This is a genomic window from Nesterenkonia sp. K-15-9-6 (assembly GCF_052656005.1).
On sequence record NZ_JBQYEY010000005.1, the window covers coordinates 137,635 to 153,763 of the forward strand.

General features: G+C 70.1%; 13 protein-coding genes. 7 read left to right on the forward strand and 6 right to left on the reverse strand.

Features of this window, described 5'->3' with window-relative positions; all coding sequences use genetic code 11:
• A complete protein-coding gene (locus SD455_RS05100; RefSeq protein WP_445507421.1) occupies positions 1 to 1,176 on the reverse strand; it encodes a glutamate--cysteine ligase in 1,176 nt (391 codons plus the stop codon).
• A 291-nt stretch (positions 1,177 to 1,467) separates the two neighbouring features.
• Between SD455_RS05100 and SD455_RS05105 the strand changes: the two genes are divergently transcribed.
• Together SD455_RS05105 and SD455_RS05110 are read left to right on the forward strand one after the other, a co-directional pair.
• Positions 1,468 to 3,447 carry a glycoside hydrolase family 3 N-terminal domain-containing protein gene (locus tag SD455_RS05105; RefSeq protein WP_445507422.1) on the forward strand — a complete coding sequence of 660 codons (1,980 nt, stop codon included), beginning with the start codon at positions 1,468 to 1,470 and terminating at the stop codon, positions 3,445 to 3,447.
• 50 nt (positions 3,448 to 3,497) lie between these two features.
• Positions 3,498 to 4,367 carry an alpha/beta fold hydrolase gene (locus SD455_RS05110; RefSeq protein ID WP_311024477.1) on the forward strand — a complete coding sequence of 290 codons (870 nt, stop codon included), beginning with the start codon at positions 3,498 to 3,500 and terminating at the stop codon, positions 4,365 to 4,367.
• An 80-nt stretch (positions 4,368 to 4,447) separates the two neighbouring features.
• On the opposite strand, the gene SD455_RS05115 is transcribed toward SD455_RS05110, so the two are convergent.
• Positions 4,448 to 5,866 carry a THUMP-like domain-containing protein gene (locus tag SD455_RS05115; RefSeq protein WP_445507423.1) on the reverse strand — a complete coding sequence of 473 codons (1,419 nt, stop codon included), beginning with the start codon at positions 5,864 to 5,866 and terminating at the stop codon, positions 4,448 to 4,450.
• Positions 5,867 to 6,150: 284 nt separating this feature from the next.
• Here SD455_RS05115 and SD455_RS05120 point away from each other — a divergent pair, with 284 nt between their 5' ends.
• The 4 genes from SD455_RS05120 to SD455_RS05135 all read left to right on the forward strand — a co-directional run bounded on the left by SD455_RS05120 (position 6,151) and on the right by SD455_RS05135 (position 10,151).
• A complete protein-coding gene (locus tag SD455_RS05120; RefSeq protein WP_311024475.1) occupies positions 6,151 to 7,206 on the forward strand; it encodes a siderophore ABC transporter substrate-binding protein in 1,056 nt (351 codons plus the stop codon).
• Positions 7,207 to 7,306: 100 nt separating this feature from the next.
• A complete protein-coding gene (locus SD455_RS05125) occupies positions 7,307 to 8,338 on the forward strand; it encodes an ABC transporter permease (protein ID WP_083277414.1) in 1,032 nt (343 codons plus the stop codon).
• Positions 8,338 to 9,399, forward strand: a complete 1,062-nt coding sequence (locus tag SD455_RS05130) for an iron chelate uptake ABC transporter family permease subunit (RefSeq protein WP_445507442.1) — start codon at positions 8,338 to 8,340, stop codon at positions 9,397 to 9,399. The genes SD455_RS05125 and SD455_RS05130 overlap by 1 nt, the downstream gene beginning before the upstream one ends.
• On the forward strand, positions 9,396 to 10,151 hold the full coding sequence (locus SD455_RS05135; RefSeq protein ID WP_445507424.1) for an iron ABC transporter ATP-binding protein: 756 nt from the start codon (positions 9,396 to 9,398) through the stop codon (positions 10,149 to 10,151). Before SD455_RS05130 ends, SD455_RS05135 begins: the two co-directional genes overlap by 4 nt.
• Before the next feature lie 191 nt (positions 10,152 to 10,342).
• Here the strand turns inward: SD455_RS05135 and SD455_RS05140 are convergent, their stop codons facing one another.
• The 4 genes from SD455_RS05140 to SD455_RS05155 all read right to left on the reverse strand — a co-directional run bounded on the left by SD455_RS05140 (position 10,343) and on the right by SD455_RS05155 (position 14,958).
• Positions 10,343 to 12,145 (reverse strand): acetyl/propionyl/methylcrotonyl-CoA carboxylase subunit alpha, encoded by a 1,803-nt coding sequence (locus tag SD455_RS05140; protein WP_085437418.1) that lies wholly within the window; start codon positions 12,143 to 12,145, stop codon positions 10,343 to 10,345.
• Between the two features lie 111 nt (positions 12,146 to 12,256).
• On the reverse strand, positions 12,257 to 12,961 hold the full coding sequence (locus tag SD455_RS05145) for a Maf family protein (protein WP_445507425.1): 705 nt from the start codon (positions 12,959 to 12,961) through the stop codon (positions 12,257 to 12,259).
• A gap of 4 nt (positions 12,962 to 12,965) precedes the next feature.
• Positions 12,966 to 13,226 (reverse strand): hypothetical protein, encoded by a 261-nt coding sequence (locus SD455_RS05150; protein WP_070159430.1) that lies wholly within the window; start codon positions 13,224 to 13,226, stop codon positions 12,966 to 12,968.
• Between the two features lie 82 nt (positions 13,227 to 13,308).
• Entirely contained in the window at positions 13,309 to 14,958 is a 1,650-nt protein-coding gene (locus SD455_RS05155) for an acyl-CoA carboxylase subunit beta (RefSeq protein WP_083277415.1), read from the reverse strand.
• Positions 14,959 to 15,190: 232 nt separating this feature from the next.
• Between SD455_RS05155 and SD455_RS05160 the strand changes: the two genes are divergently transcribed.
• Entirely contained in the window at positions 15,191 to 16,093 is a 903-nt protein-coding gene (locus SD455_RS05160; protein WP_445507426.1) for an SDR family oxidoreductase, read from the forward strand.
• Positions 16,094 to 16,129 lie beyond the last annotated feature (36 nt).

Below are 16,129 nucleotides of genomic sequence, written 5' to 3' on the forward strand. Positions count from 1 at the left end.
TCAGACCGAGCGGCCTCCGTTGATCGACATCCGGGTGCGGGCGGAGGAGTCCAGCACGATCTGCCGCAGGTCGCCGTCGTGGTTCTCCGCGACTCTGCGCTGCCGCTGGTAGCCGGGGCCCTCGCGCATCATGTCCTCGACCAGGGCGAGCTCGTCGGCGCAGCCGAGACGCTTCGCCACCGGTTCGAGCCGTTCGAGCTCGCGGGAGAGGTGGTCGGTCACCAGCTCCTCGTCGCCGTCGGCGTTGAGAATGATGATGGCGTCCATCCCGTAGCGGGCAGCCCGCCACTTGTTCTCCTGGGTGAACCACGGCGGCATGGTGGGGATCTTCTCCCCGTCCTCGATCCGCTCCACCAGGGAATGCACCAGACACTGGGTCAGGGCCGCGATCCCGGCGATCTCCTCCAGGGTGGCCAGGCCGTCGCAGATGCGCATCTCCACGGTGCCGAACCGTGGGACGGCGCGCACATCCCAGCGGACTTCGGTGACGTCGTCGATGACCCCGGTGTGGGCCAGGTCTCCGACGCAGTGTTCGAAGCCGGACCAGTCCTCGAACTGGAAGGGCAGCCCGGCAGTGGGCAGCTGTTGGAACATCAGCGCCCGCTGGGACGCGTAGCCGGTGTCCTCCCCGGACCAGTACGGCGACGACGCCGACAGCGCCTGGAAGTGCGGGTAGAAGTTCAGCAGTCCGTCCACCGCGGGCATGGCCTGCCGCCGGTCGTCGAGGCCCACGTGCACGTGCACCCCGTAGATCACCATCTGGCGGCCCCACCATTGGGTGCGGCGGATCAGCTCCGCATAGCGCTCCTTGTCGGTGACCGGCTGCTCAGTGGGCGGGGCGAAGGGGTGGGAGCCCTGGGAGTAGAGCTCCACATCGAGCGGGTCGCAGTGCCGCAGCACCTGTTGGGCGGTCTCCCGCAGCGAGCCGACCCCTTCGGCCACGTCGTCGCACACCTCGGTGATGATCTCCACCGTGTTGGTGAGGAGCTCCCGCTTCACGTACGGGTGCTCCTCGTCCTCATGGGGTTCGACGCCGGGCTCGCGGGCGTCGTCCAGGCAGGCGGTGAGCACATGCTCCGCCACGGAGCGCAGGTCGCCCGAGGACCTGTCCACCAGGGCGAGCTCCCATTCGAGGCCGAGGGTCGAGCGCTCCGAGGGAGCGAAGGGCAGGTCCATGGGGGCTCCTCAGCTGGGACGACAGGCGGGGAGCTTCAGGATACCGGGGACAGGGCGCCCGTCCTCCCTCAGCGGGGGACCATCGCGCGTCTCGCGGCGCCCCAGGTGAGGATCGCTGTCCCCGTTGCAGGGATGGGGCCCGGGCATGAAGCGCGTCAGCGGGCCGGTGGGTCCCTGGAATGGGGACCGCGACGCCGTCAGAGACGGTCATCGGAGACGGTCGTCAGAGACGGTCGCCAGGGCCCGCCGCCCGGTGCGCGCCGGATGCGTCGCGCTGGATACCCTGGAGCCATGATCTCTTCGTCCCCTGATGCTCCCCGGGTCGCTGGTCGGATGACCTCGGCGCTGCGCCGTCTGGCGCCCCTGCTGATGGTTCCGGCCCTGCTGCTGAGCTCCTGCGCTCCGGGCGACGACGGCGGCGCCGGGGACGACGCTGACGGCACCGGTGGTGAGGCGAGCGGAGACGGGCAGAACCAGGACCAGCAGGAGCGGGACCAGCAGGTGCAGGACGAGCAAGAGCGCCGGGAGGCGTTCGCGGCCCGTGAGGCGGCCCTGGCCGGACCAGGAGACCAGCACCGTGATACGGCGGCCGCGGCGGTCGCTGAGCTGAGCATCGACGAGCAGGCCGGGCAGGTGCTCGTGGGGGAGTACGGCGGCACCGACGCCTTCGGCATGGCAGGGCTCATCGAGGAGCTCCACCTGGCCGGGGCCATCGTGATGGGGGACAACGTTCCCCGCGGCGAGGACGGTGCGGACCTCGATGCCCTCGCCGGTGAATTGGACACCCTGCATCAGGCCGCCGTGTCCCGGGAATGGCCCGCGGTGGTCGCCGTGGACCAGGAGGGCGGCCTGGTGACACGGGTGGGGCACCCGCTGACGGAGTGGCCCGCGCCCATGGCGTATGGTGCCGCGCGCCTCGGGGCGCTGGACGGACAGCACTCGGACGAAGCCCCGGAGGAAGCCCCGGACGAGGCCGCAGAGGAGGCCGCAGTCGCCGGTCATGACGCCCTGGCGGCGCTGGGGCACCGGGCCATGGGGGAGGACCTGGCGGAGCTCGGTTTCACCCTGGACTTCGCCCCGAATGCGGACGTCACCCTCGGCGCTGAGGATGTGGCCATCGGCTCCCGCTCCTTCGGTGCGGACCCCCAGCTGGTGGCCGACCTGGCGCTCGCAGGGCTCCGCGGGCTCGCCGAGGGCGGTCTGGCCGGCTCGGCCAAGCACTTCCCCGGCCACGGTGGCGTCACCGAGGACTCCCACCTCACGCTGCCGGTCCAGCCTGCCGAGCTGAGCGAGTTGGAGGACCATGACTGGGCGCCCTTCCAGCAGGTGATCGAGGCCGGCGCGCCGATGATCATGATGGGGCACCTCGACGTCCCCGCTCTGGAGGCAGGGGTGCCGTCGTCGTTGTCGCCGGCGGCCTATGAGCGGCTGCGCGAGATGGGGCACGACGGCGTCATCGTCACCGACGCGCTGAACATGGCCGCCGTGGTGGACCAGGCCGGTCCGGCCGAGGCGCCCGTGCGGGCCCTGGAGGCCGGAGCTGACCTGCTGCTGATGCCCTCGGATGTGCGCACCGCCCACACGGCGATCATCGACGCGGTGGAGTCGGGGCGGCTCGAGGAAGACCGGTTGACGGAGGCTGCCGAGCGGGTGGTCGCGCTGATGCTCTGGCAGCAGGATCTGGCCGCCGGGGAGCTCGGCGCCGGCCCCGGCGTGGCCTTGCCGGAGGTCCTCCAGGGCCTCGAGGAGGAGGTCGAACAGGACGGCGGCGGGTACGCCAACCTGCCCAGCATCTCGGGCGAGGACGCTGGCGAGGACGCGGGCGAGGACGCGGGCGAGGACGCTGGTGAGGACACGGGCGACGGCGCCGCCGAGGTCGCCGCCGCCGTCGCCCGTCACGCGGTGACGCTGGTCGCCGGCCAGTGCGAGGCCGATGTCCTGCAGGGTCCGGTGACGGTGGTCGGCGGACAGGAGCAGGACCGCGCGCGATTGGAGTCGGCGCTGCAGGCGGCCGGCCATCAGCTGGGCGCCGGAGGCACCGTGATCGGCCTGGTGGCGCCGGGGGCGCCGCCGTCGCAGGGCGCCGACGTCGTGGTGGCCCTGGACCGACCCGAGCCGCTGCGTCTGCACCCGGCCGAGACCCAGGTGGCCCTCTATGGACGCGGGGAGGAGAGCTTCACGGCCCTGGTGGAGGTCCTGGCCGGCGCCCCGGCGCCGGGCGCCCTGCCGACGCCGGTGGGGGAGCACGAGGTCGGCCACTCGGTCTGCTGAGCCGCCGGAAGGTGTTGGCCGCCCGAAGCCTGGAGAGATAGATTCCTGACATGTCGCACGACGCAGTCCTCCTTCCTGAGCCCACCTTCATCGATGTCGACGGCGTCGCCGTTGCGACCTGGCTCCTGGAGCCCGATGGGCCGCCCCGTGGACCGGATGTGGTGCTCTGCCACGGTACGCCGTGGTCTGCGGCCGTGTGGAGCGCGGCGGCCCGTCACCTGGCGCGGCATCGGCGGGTGCGCCTGTGGGACATGCCCGGCTACGGCGCCTCCGCGAAGGAGGAACAGGTTCCGGTGGATCTGGGGTCGCAGATGCGCCGCTTCGCCCAGCTGCTGGACCGCTGGCGGCTCTCCGCGCCCTCGGTGATCGCTCATGATATCGGCGGCGCGGTCGCCCTCGGCGCGCACCTTCTGCACGGGCGGGACTATGCCTCCCTGCATCTCTGGGACATCGTCGCGCTGGAGCCGTGGGGCTCACCGTTCTTCCGCCTCGTCTCGGCCCATCAGGAGGTCTTCTCCCAGCTTCCGCCGGAGCTGCATGCCGCCCTGGTCCGCGAGTACATCGCCGGAGCCGCCCGTCAGCCCCTGACTCCGGCTTGGGTGGAGATCCTCACTGAACCGTGGTTGGGCCCCACGGGTCAGGCGGCCTTCTACCGCCAGATCTCCCAGCTGCGGGTGGAGGACACCCGCCCGGTGGTCGACCGCCTGGGCGAGCTGCGCTGCCCGGTGCGCATCGGCTGGGGTGAGGACGACCCCTGGATCGCGGTCGAGCAGGCCCACCGGCTCCGTCGCGCCCTCCCCGGGGACCCGGAGACGACCACGCTCGCAGGCGTCGGACACTTGGGGCCGGTCGAATCTCCGGCGGCCATCCATCGGGAGCTGGACGCCTGGCTGGCTGAGCGCCTGACCTCACGCGGATGAGTCAGGCGCAGCGGAAGCCAGGCGCCTGATTCGACGGCAGCACCGGGCGTCGCACCGGCGCCGGAGACAAGCCCGGGACCTCAGACCGGCTCGACGACGGCGACCAGCCGCTGGTCGCCGATCCGAGTGATCACCAGGGTGCGGTGCCGGGGTCCGGCGGGCGCCAGATCCGCCGTCGCGGCGGTCCTCTCCCGTCCGTCCTTCCTGCGTCCGTTCTTGCCGCGCCGGTCCTGCCCGGCGAGGATCTGCTTGCGCAGCGTCTCCGGCACCACGTCCACCCCGCGCTTCTTGATCTCCACGCTGGTCACGCCGTGCTCCTGCACCCAGGCGCGCAGTCGCTTGACCTGGAACGGGAAGACCTCCACCACGCGGTGGCACCGGACGGCGGAGGTCGACGGCGGCGCGGCCCGGTAGGGGAGCACGAAGTAGGCGATGTGCTCGTCCAGCATGGCTCCGCCGAGACGTTCGGCCAGATCGGAGACCAGCCCGGCGCGGATCACGGCGCCGTCAGGCTCACACAGCAGTCCGGAGAGCCCGTCCGGGCCCAGGGCCTCGGCGTCGGGGCGCTCGCCGAACTCAGCGGCGGAGGTCAGCTCCTCCACGGCGTCCGCGCTGCGGACAGTCGCCGCGCGTCGCACCCCGGGGCGCGCCAGTGCGTTGAACCACAGGACCACCTCCACCACGTGGCCGTCCACACTGACCCACTCGGCCTCGCAGTCGGCGGGGATGAGCTCATGCGGGATCCCCGGCCCCAGCTTCACACCCAGGGGGATGCCAGTGGCGGCCAGCGAGGTCACGAAGCTCAGCGGCGGAGAGAAGGACTCCGGGTCCCATATGCGGCGCGAGGCGCCGTCGGCGCTGTGCCCGCGGCCCGCATCCCGGCGCGCCGGATCCAGCCACAGGCCCCAGCCGGCGGGGGCGCCGCCCGGACCGTCTGTCCTGTCTGTCCCGTCTGTCCTGTCTGTCCCGTCTGTCCTGTCTGTCCCGTCCGGCTCGTCGGGCTGGCCGATCGTCAGGCCCATCTCCGCGACGAAGGCCTCCGCGGTGGTGTGCCGGACCTCGGCCTCTGGGAACGGCGTGAGGTTCATCGTCGCCGCCGCGGCGGCATCCTCGTCGGCGTCGACGGCGATGACCTCCAGTCCCAGGGAGGCCAGTGCCAGCGCATCGCCTCCCAGGCCGCATCCCAGGTCTGCCACATGGGTGAGGCCCGCCTCGCGGAAGCGCCGGGCGTGACCCGCCGCCACGGGCAGTCGGGTGGCCTGCTGCAGCCCGTCCTGGGTGAACAGCATCCGGGCGGCGAAGTCACCGAACTTCGCTGCGGCGTCCCGGCGCAGGCGGGACTGCGTCAGTGCGGCGGCCACCAGCTCCGGCGAGTGGCCGGCGCGCCGCAGCTCGGTGTTGAGCCGGGCGGCGTCGTCGGCATCATAGGGCGGGAGCGAGTTCAGCAGCTCCCAGCCCTCGGGCGTCAGCAGCAGGGCGAGCGCAGAGGTCTCAGACATCTCCGCCAGCCTAGCCGGAGCCGCCCTCGAATGCTGGTCCGTCCGGTCCGACGAGGCTGTGGAGGGCTGCGATCCGTCATGGGGTCGTCACCAACTTGCAGCGCATTAGCCAAGTCGATAGGTTCTTATTTGCTTAGGCTGGGCTAAGTCATTCGGCGAAGGTAGGTGTGACCTCTTTCGCAGTCTGTGGTCCGACCCGCCGCCTCGCACCCGAGTCCATCACACACTCCACCACTGTCGGCCGCCCCGCACCGGCGCCGACCCGTGACCTTGAGGAAGGCCCCATGACCTCTGCTGAGACCACCAGCTCCACCTCCCGTGCCGCCGCCGGGCTGTCCGTGCTCGCCGTCGCCGCCCTGGCGCTGACCGCCTGCTCCGACGCATCCGCCGGGTCCGACGCCGGATCCGAGGCGGGATCCGACGCCGACGCGGCCTCGTCGTCACAGGGTGCCGGTGTCGTCACCATCGACGACGACCACGGCACCCATGAGATCGACGTGGACTCCATCGAGTCCGTCGGCGCGTTCGACAACCGCACCTTCCGCACGCTGGAGGACTTCGGCGTCGAGCTGACCGTCGCCGCCCGGGCTCTGATGGGCACCGGGATCACCGACTACGCCGACGACGAGGACATCCTCGACACCGGCAACCACCGTGAGCCCAACCTCGAGCTCATCGTCGCTGCGGAGCCGGACCTGGTCGTCACCGGGCAGCGCTACCAGCAGTACTACGACGACATCGCCGCCCTGCTGCCGGATGACAGCGTGATCCTCGAGTTCGACGAGGCCACCACCGACCCGGAGACATTCTTCGACGGGCTCATCGAGATGACCGAAAAGCTCGGCCAGGTATTCGAAGCCGAGGACGAGGCCGCCGAGCTCGTCGAGGGCCTGCAGGCCGCCATGGACCGGGTGGAGGCCGCCTACGACGGCGACTCCAGCGTGATGGGAGTGCTGACCTCCGGCGGGGACATCAACTACGCCGGCCCGAACCAGGGCCGCGGAGTGGCCCCGATCTTCCAGGAGTTCGACCTCGTCCCGGCACTGGAGGTCGACGACCAGTCCAGCGACCATGAGGGCGACGACATCTCCGTGGAGGCCATCGCCGATTCGAACCCGGACTGGATCATCGTCCTGGACCGCGACGGCATGGCCCCCGACGACCCCGAGTACACCCCGGCCGGCGAGCTGATCGCCGACTCCCCGGCGCTGCAGGAGGTCACTGCGGTGCAGGAGGACCAGATCGTCTACATGCCGCAGAACATGTACCTCACCGAGGACATCCAGGCCTACACCGAGTTCCTGGAGGACTTCGCCGACGCGCTCGAGGCCGCCCGGTGAGCGTCCTCGACGCCGACCGCTGAGCCGGTCGAGCCCCGGCCGTCTTCTCACGGGCGGGGCTCGGCCGTGCCCCTGCACCTGACCCACCCGGAAAGACATCATGACCTCCACGCTGCGGCAGGACATCGCCTACACGAGCCGCGACATCCTCGTCGACGAGCAGCGCTCCCGACGGCGCCCGCTGCTGACGCCGTCGTTCCTGCTCGCCGTCGTCGTCACCCTCGGCCTGCTGGCCGCCTCACTGCTGGTGGGGCAGTTCGACGTCTTCGCCGAGGGCAATTTCTGGATGTTCGGCATCACCCGCATCCCGCGGACCGTCGCGCTCGTGCTCGCCGGAGCCTCGATGGCCATGTGCGGGGTCATCATGCAGCTGCTGACACAGAACCGCTTCGTGGAGCCCACCACCACCGGGACCACCGAATGGGCAGGACTCGGTCTCATCCTGGTCATGTGGCTGGCCCCCACCGCCTCGTTGCTGGCCCGTATGTCCGCTGCCGTGGCGATGGCGTTCCTGGGCACCATGGTGTTCTTCCTGTTCCTGCGCCGGGTCTCGCTGAAGTCCAGCCTCATCGTGCCCATCATCGGGATCATGCTCGGGGCGGTGGTCAGCTCCTTCACCACCTATCTGGCACTGATGACCGACACCCTCCAGACGCTCGGCATCTGGTTCCAGGGATCCTTCACCGGCGTGATCCAGGGCCGCTATGAGCTGATGTGGATCGTGCTGGCCGTCACCGTGCTGGTGTTTCTGGTGGCCGATCAGTTCACCGCCGCCGGGCTCGGCAAGGACATGGCCACCAATGTGGGGCTGAACTACACGCTCGTGCTGTTCATGGGCACCGCCATGGTCGCCGTCGCCACCGGGGTCACCGCCACCGTGGTGGGGACCCTGCCGTTCCTGGGCCTGGTGGTGCCCAACATCGTGGCCCTGTTCCGCGGCGACGACCTGCGCAGCAACCTTCCCTGGGTGTGTCTGGTCGGGATCTCCACTGTGACCCTGTGCGACCTCATCGGCCGGCTCATCATCGCTCCCTTCGAGGTCCCCGTCTCCATGGTGCTGGGCCTGGTCGGTGGGATCGTGTTCATCGGGCTGCTGCTGAGGCAGCGCCGCAAGGGAGGACTCGTCACGTGATGCTGAAGACCGCGCAGGACGCGCCCGCGCAGAGGGGGACGCAGCAGACGCCGCAGCAGTCGCGCAGCTCCGGGCCCCTCACCGGTCGGCGGCACCGTCGGGTCTACGCACTGGTCACCGCCGTGCTGATCCTCATCTCGCTGGGCTCCACGGCCGGGATCCTGTTCTACAACAACCCCATGCCCGCGGGCTCCGACGGGTGGTGGCTCATCGCCGGGATGCGGCGGGACTCCCTGCTGACCATCGCCGTCGTCGCACTGTGCCACGCCATGGCCACCATCGCCTTCCAGACGGCGGTCAACAACCGGATCATCACCCCCGGCATCATGGGCTTCGGCTCCCTCTACACCGCCATCCAGACCGGATTCGTCTACCTCTTCGGCATCACCGGGGTCGTCATGCTGGTGGGCGTTCCGCAGTTCTTCCTGCAGATGGCGGTCATGATGCTGCTGGCCACCGGCCTCTACACGTGGCTGCTGTCCGGGAAGTTCTCCAACATCCACATCATGCTGCTGGTGGGTGTGGTGCTCGGCGGCACGTTGGGTTCGCTGTCCACCTTCATGCAGCGGATGCTCACCCCCTCCGAGTTCGACGTGCTCACCGCACGGCTCTTCGGCAACCTCTCCAACGCCCGGGCCGAGTACCTGCCCTACGCGATCCCGATCGCGCTCGCCGTCGCCGTCGTGCTGTGGCTGTGGGCGCCGAAGCTCAACGTCATCGCGTTGGGGAAGGACAATGCCACCAACCTGGGGCTGAACCACAAGCGGGAGGTCATCAAGATCCTGCTGCTGGTCTCCATCCTGATCTCCCTGGCCACCGCGCTGGTGGGTCCGATGATGTTCCTGGGCTTCCTCACCGCCGCCCTGGCCTACCAGTTCGGCGACACCTACTCGCACCGGCACCTCTTCCCGCTCGGGTTCCTGTGCGGCTACGCGGTCCTCTCCGCGAGCTACTTCGTCCTGCGCCACGTCTGGGACGCGGGGGGAGCGGTGACGGTGATCGTGGAGCTCGTCGGCGGGCTCGTCTTCCTGTTCTTCCTCCTGCGAAAGGGACGCCTGTGATCTCCCTGACCGATGTCAGCAAGGCCTACTCCTCGTCCGTGTCGATCGGGCCGGTCAGCGTCGACATCGACGCCGGCGGGATCACCGCCCTGGTGGGCCCCAACGGGGCGGGAAAGTCCACGATCCTCACGATGATCGGCCGGCTGCTGAGCCTGGACTCCGGGCGCATCGAGGTGGCCGGTCACGACGTCGTCAACACGCCCTCGAAGGCGATCGCGAAGATCATCTCCGTGCTGCGCCAGGAGAACCACTTCGTCACCCGGCTCACGGTGCGGCAGCTGGTCAGCTTCGGGCGCTTCCCCTATTCGAAGGGCAGGCTGACGCTGGGGGACGAGAAGTACATCTCCGAGGCGATCGACTTTCTGGACCTCACCGACCTGGAGGACCGGTATCTGGACCAGCTCTCCGGCGGGCAGCGACAGCGGGCGTATGTAGCCATGGTGCTGGCGCAGAACACCGACTACGTGCTGCTGGACGAGCCGCTGAACAACCTGGACATGCAGCACGCGGTGGCGATGATGAAGCAGCTGCGCCGTGCTGCCGACGAGCTCGACCGGACCGTGGTCATCGTGCTGCACGACATCAACTTCGCCGCCCACTACTCGGACAGGATCCTGGCCATGAAGGACGGGCAGGTGGTGGAGCACGGCACTCCGGCCGAGATCATGCGCGACGACGTCCTGACCCGAGTGTTCAATACCGAGGTGCAGGTGGTGCCGGGACCGAACGGACCGCTGGCGGTGTACTACTGAGGGGGATCTGCGCCGAATACAACGATGCTTCTGCGGTTTGGGCCCTTTTGGCGCAGATTCACGCGTCAAAAGGGCCCAAACCGCGAAGCCATCGGGCGGAACAGCGATGACCCCGGAGGGATTGTCGGAGTGCGTGCACTGACGCGACGTTTAGTGACAATCCCTCCGGGGCCATCCCGGAGTGCGGCTGCTCAGCCCTCGATCGTGGCGAGCACCTCTCCCGCGCTCACCGAGGCGCCGGCCGCGGCCTTGAGCCCTTTGAGCTTGCCGGCCTTGTGGGCGGTCAGCGGCTGCTCCATCTTCATGGCCTCCAGCACCAGGATCAGGTCGCCCTCGGCCACCTTGTCCCCGTTCTTGGCGTGGACCTTCACGATGGTGCCCTGCATGGGCGAGGTCAGCTGGTCCCCGGAGGCGCCGGTGGCCGCGGCGGTGCGCTTGCGGCGTCGCTTCTTGCCCGCCTGGGTGGCGAGCTTGCCGGCCGCCAGAGAGGCAGGCAGTCCGACGGTGACGCGTTTGCCGTTGACCTCCATGACCACGGAGGCGCGCTCCTCCTCGTGCTCGGGATCGGCGTGAGCGGCCAGCATGTTGAACGGCTGGATCGTGTTGTCGAACTCGGTCTCGATCCACCGGGTGTGCACCGAGAACGACGTCGGCGCCTTCCGGTGGCCGTGGCCGCCGTCGTGCTCGGCCAGCTCGGGGACGAACGCCGGATCCTCGAGGACCTGGCGGTGGAAGGGGATCACCGTGGGCATGCCCTCGACGGTCATCTCCGCCAGGGCGCGGCGGGCCCGCTGGACGGCCTGCTCCCGGGTGGCGCCGGTGACGATCAGCTTGGCGATCATGGAGTCGAAGGCCCCGGAGATCGTCTCCCCGGCGCGCACGCCGGAGTCCACGCGCACGCCCGGCCCGCTGGGCAGGTCGAAGCGCTCGAGCTTGCCGGGGGCGGGCATGAAGTTCCGTCCGGCGTCCTCGCCGTTGATGCGGAACTCGATACTGTGGCCGCGGACCTCCGGGTCGTCGTAGCCCAGCCGCTCGCCGCGGGCGATCCTGAACTGCTCTCGGACCAGGTCGATGCCGGTGACCTCTTCGGAGACCGGGTGCTCCACCTGCAGGCGGGTGTTGACCTCCAGGAAGCTGATGGTGCCGTCGCGGCCCACCAGGAACTCGCAGGTCCCGGCGCCGGTGTAGCCGGCCTCGCGGAGGATCGCCTTCGAGGCGCGGTAGAGCTGCCGGTTCTGCTGGCGGCTCAAGAACGGCGCGGGAGCCTCCTCCACGAGCTTCTGGTTGCGCCGCTGCAGGGAGCAGTCACGGGTGGAGACCACCACCACGTTGCCGTGCTCGTCGGCCAGGCACTGGGTCTCCACGTGCCGCGGCGCGTCCAGGTAGCGCTCGATGAAGCACTCGCCCCGCCCGAAGGCCGCGGTGGCCTCGCGGACGGCGGACTCGTAGAGCTCGGTGATCTCCTCATGCTCGCGGACCACCTTGATGCCGCGCCCGCCGCCGCCGTGGGCGGCCTTGATGGCGATGGGCAGACCCTGCTTGTCCGCGAACCTGATGACCTCCTTGGCGTCCTTGACCGGCTGCTTGGTGCCGGGCGCCAGCGGGGCGCCGACCTTCTCGGCCAGCTGGCGGGCGGAGACCTTGTCGCCCAGCGTCTCGATGGCCTCGGGGGAGGGGCCGATCCAGGTCAGTCCGGCCAGGCGCACGGCACGGGCGAAGTCGGCGTTCTCGGAGAGGAAGCCGTAGCCGGGGTGCACGGCGTCCGCATCGGTGGCGCGGGCGGCCTCCAGGATCTTCTCGACCACCAGGTAGCTGTCCGCCGCGGTGGCTCCGCCCAGGGAGTAGGCCTCGTCGGCCATGGTGACGTGGACGGCGTCGCGGTCCGGGTCGGCGTAGACGGCGACGGTCGACAGCCCCTCGTCACGGGCCGCACGGATCACCCGCACCGCGATCTCCCCGCGGTTGGCGATCAGCACCTTGCTGAACTGGGTCATGGTCTCTTCTGCACTCCTGGTAGTCGGGGTGGACGCTGCGAATTCTTCATCTGGTGGCCGATTCTGACGGCATCTGTCCGGCGACACGCCGTCGCATCGCCGGAGATCCCGTCATCCTCGGCCGCTCGACACGGGAGGGGCCTCAGGCGCCAGCTGGGCGCGCAGCCGGGCCAGCGCGGCGGGCGAGACGCCGATGACCGACTCGCGGTCGCCGTCGACGTGCTCGATGAACTTCGCGGCCGCGCCCTCCAGGGTGAAGGCCCCGGCGCAGTGCAGGGGCTCCCCGGACTCGGCGTAGTCGCGGATCTGCTCATCGGTGGGCCGGCCGAAGGTGATGCGGGTGGAGACGGTCTCGCCGGCGGCCTTCAGCTCGCCGTCGTGGCCGGGCCTCTGGCCCAGCCAGCTGGAGCCGGTGGTGCGTGTGGCGCTCGAGGCGTCCACCAGCCAGTGGCCCGTGTGCAGGATGCCGGTGGCGCCCCGCATATGCCGCCAGCGCTGCACCGCCACCTCTACCTCATAGGGCTTACCGTAGGCGACGCCGTCGAGCTCGAAGACGGAGTCGCAGCCCAGCACCAGGGCGCCGCGGGCCGCGCCTCGGGAGGCGACGTCCTCGGCCTTGGTGCGGGCCAGCAGCAGCGCCTCCTCGGCGGGGGTCAGAGGTCCGAGCGCCTCGACGGCGGAGGCCACGACGGCGGGCTCGTCCACCTCGGAGACGACGACCTCGAAGTCGAGGCCGGCCTCCTCGAGGATCTGACGGCGGCTGGGGGAGGCGGAGGCGAGGATCAGTCGGGGAGTCTTGTCATGATGTGCGCTCACCGGGTCACCTCAGTCCTGCCGCGTGCTGCCAGGAGTCCGTGCCGGGGCGGCCCCACAGGCCCAGATGGCGGCGCCGCTGCAGAGTGCGGTCCCGCGGGCCGGTCCCTCCGGCGTCGGCGTCCTCCACGGGCTCCGCGGTGGCGAGGCGCCCGACGACGGCGGCCACCGCGGCGAGCTCCTCCGCGCCCAGCGGGGTGCCGGTGAGCTGCAGGACGGGTGTCTCCGGGGAGTCCCCCTCGGTCGGGTCCTGGGTGGTCTCGGTCATCGGCGTCGCCTCCTTCCTGGACGTCGGGCCCGGCGGGGCCCAGCGGCGGTCTCGGTGCTGCAGGTGCTGCAGGTGCGGCGAGTCACAGCGGGATGTTGCCGTGCTTCTTGGCCGGCCGTGCCTCCCGCTTGTGGAAGGTCGCCCGCAGCGCCTTGGTGACCTGCCAGCGCGTCTCGGCCGGCTCGATGACGGCGTCGATGTAGCCCAGCTCGGCGGACTGGTAGGGGTTGAGCAGCTCGGTCTCGTAGTCGTCGATGAGCTCGGCGCGCCGGGCCTCGACGTCTCCGCCTTCCTTCTCCACGGCGGCCAGCTCCCGACGGTGCAGGATGTTGACCGCACCCTGGGCGCCCATCACACCGATCTGCGCGGTGGGCCAGGCGAGATTCACATCGGCGCCGAGCTTCTTGGAGCCCATGACGATGTAGGCCCCGCCGAAGGCCTTGCGGGTGATCACCGTGATCTTGGGGACGGTGGCCTCGGCGTAGGCGTAGAGCAGCTTGGCCCCGCGGCGGATGATGCCGTTGAACTCCTGGTCGGTGCCGGGAAGAAAGCCGGGCACGTCCACCAGGGTGAGGATCGGGATGTTGAACGCGTCGCAGAAGCGGACGAAGCGGGCGGCCTTCTCGCTGGCCGCGATGTCCAGGGTTCCGGCGAACTGGGAGGGCTGGTTGGCGACGACGCCGACGCTGCGGCCCTCCACCCGGCCCAGTCCGATCACCACGTTGGGGGCGTAGAGGGCCTGCAGCTCCAGGAAGTGGCCGTCGTCGAGGATCTGCTCGATGACGACGTGCATGTCATAGGGCTGGTTGGCGGAGTCGGGGATGAGGGTGTTCAGCGCCTCGTCCTCGGCCTCGATCTTCGCCCGCTCCTCGGCCGGCTCCACCGGGGCTTCGGCGAGGTTGTTCAGCGGCAGGAACTCCAGCAGCTCCTTGACGAACTCGAGGGCGTCCTCCTCGTCGGAGGCCAGGTAGGCGGCGGTGCCGGTGGTGGTGTTGTGCTGTCGCGCCCCGCCGAGGGTCTCCATGTCCACGTCCTCGCCGGTGACCGACTTGATGACGTCGGGGCCGGTGATGAACATGTGGGAGGACTTGTCCACCATGATCACGAAGTCGGTCAGCGCCGGGGAGTAGGCCGCCCCGCCGGCCGAGGGGCCCATGATCAGGGTGATCTGGGGAACCACGCCGGAGGAGTGGACGTTGTTCCGGAAGATGTCGGCGAACATGGCCAGGGAGGCCACGCCCTCCTGGATGCGGGCGCCGCCGCCGTCGTTGATGCCGATCACCGGGCATCCGTTGCGGGCGGCGAACTCCTGGACCTTGACGATCTTCTCCCCGTTGACCGCGGAGAGGGAGCCGCCGAAGACGGTGAAGTCCTGGGAGTAGACGGCGACCAGACGACCGTCGATGGTGCCGTAGCCGGAGACGACGCCGTCGCCGAGCAGCTTCTTCTTCTCCATGCCGAAGGAGGTGGAGCGGTGCACGGCCAGGGCGTCGAGCTCCACGAAGGAGTCGGGGTCCAGCAGCATCTCGATGCGCTCGCGGGCCGTGTGCTTGCCGCGGGAGTGCTGCTTCTCCACGGCCGCCTCCCCGGCGGGGGCGTGGGTCTGGTCCCGACGGCGGCGGAACTCGGCCAGCTTCCCGGCGGTGGTCGCCAGATCATGCTCCGCGCCCGGCTTCGGGGCGGTGCGGCCGTCGGTGCTGGCGCTGGCGTCAGTGCGGGGGGAGGTGCTCATCGTCCGTGGGGAACCCTTTTCTCCGGCGGTCGGGTGGACGGCGGCGCCGCGGGACGCGCGGGGCGTCATCGGGGTCACTGCCGGATCCTTCAGGAACTCTACAATCCAGCGGCCAGTCTAGCCCGGGGCAGGGGTCTGACGACTGTAGGAACCCTACAAGGCTGGCCCGGGGGTCGGATGTCGATGTGACGCAGATGACAGAAGGGGGTTACTCATGAGTAGAATTGAGGGCATGACTGAGCCAGAAGCACCCACCCCCGCCACGACGCCCACCCAGCTGATCGGCCCCCGGGATCTCCACGGCGCCCGCGTGCTGATGTCCGGCGGAAGCCGCGGCATCGGGCACGCCATCGCCGTCGCGCTCGCCGGGCGCGGTGCCCACATCGCCATGCTCGCCAAGACCGACACCCCGCATCCCAAGCTCGCCGGCACCGTCCACACCGCCGTGGCCGACGTCGAGGCCGCCGGAGGTCGCGGCCTGGCGATCGTCGGGGATCTGCGCGAGGACGCCGACGTGCTCCGCGCCGTGGACACCACGGTCAGCGAGTTCGGTGGCGTGGACATCGTCATCAACAACGCGTCGGCCATCGATCTGTCCACCACCGAGGCCCTGGACATGAAGCGCTACGACCTGATGCACGACATCAACGTCCGCGGCACCTTCCACCTGTCCAAGACGGCGATGCCGCATCTGCGTCAGGCCGCCGCCGACGGCCGCCACGCGCAGATCCTCACCCTGTCTCCGCCGCTGACCGGCGCCGACGGGCGCCTGGACCCGCAGTGGTTCGGCCGCCACCTGGGCTACACGATGGCCAAGTACGGCATGTCCATGACGACCGCCGGCCTGGCTCAGGAGCTGGCCGCCGACGGCGTGGACGTGAACTCCCTGTGGCCCGCCACCCTCATCGACACCGCGGCCATCCGGGCGATGCCCGGAGGGGAGGAGATGATCCGTTCGGCCCGCACCCCGGGAGTGGTCGCGGATGCGGCGCTCGCGCTGCTCTCCGGTGCCGCCGGACGCCGCACCGGAGAATTCCTCACCGACGAGAAGGTGCTGGCCGCCGCGGGCGTGGAGGACCTCTCCGACTACGCTGTGGAGCACGGGCGCGAGCTCATCCCGGACATCTTCCTCTGAGCCGCTGACCTCCGGTCGCTCCGGCCGGGTCTCGGC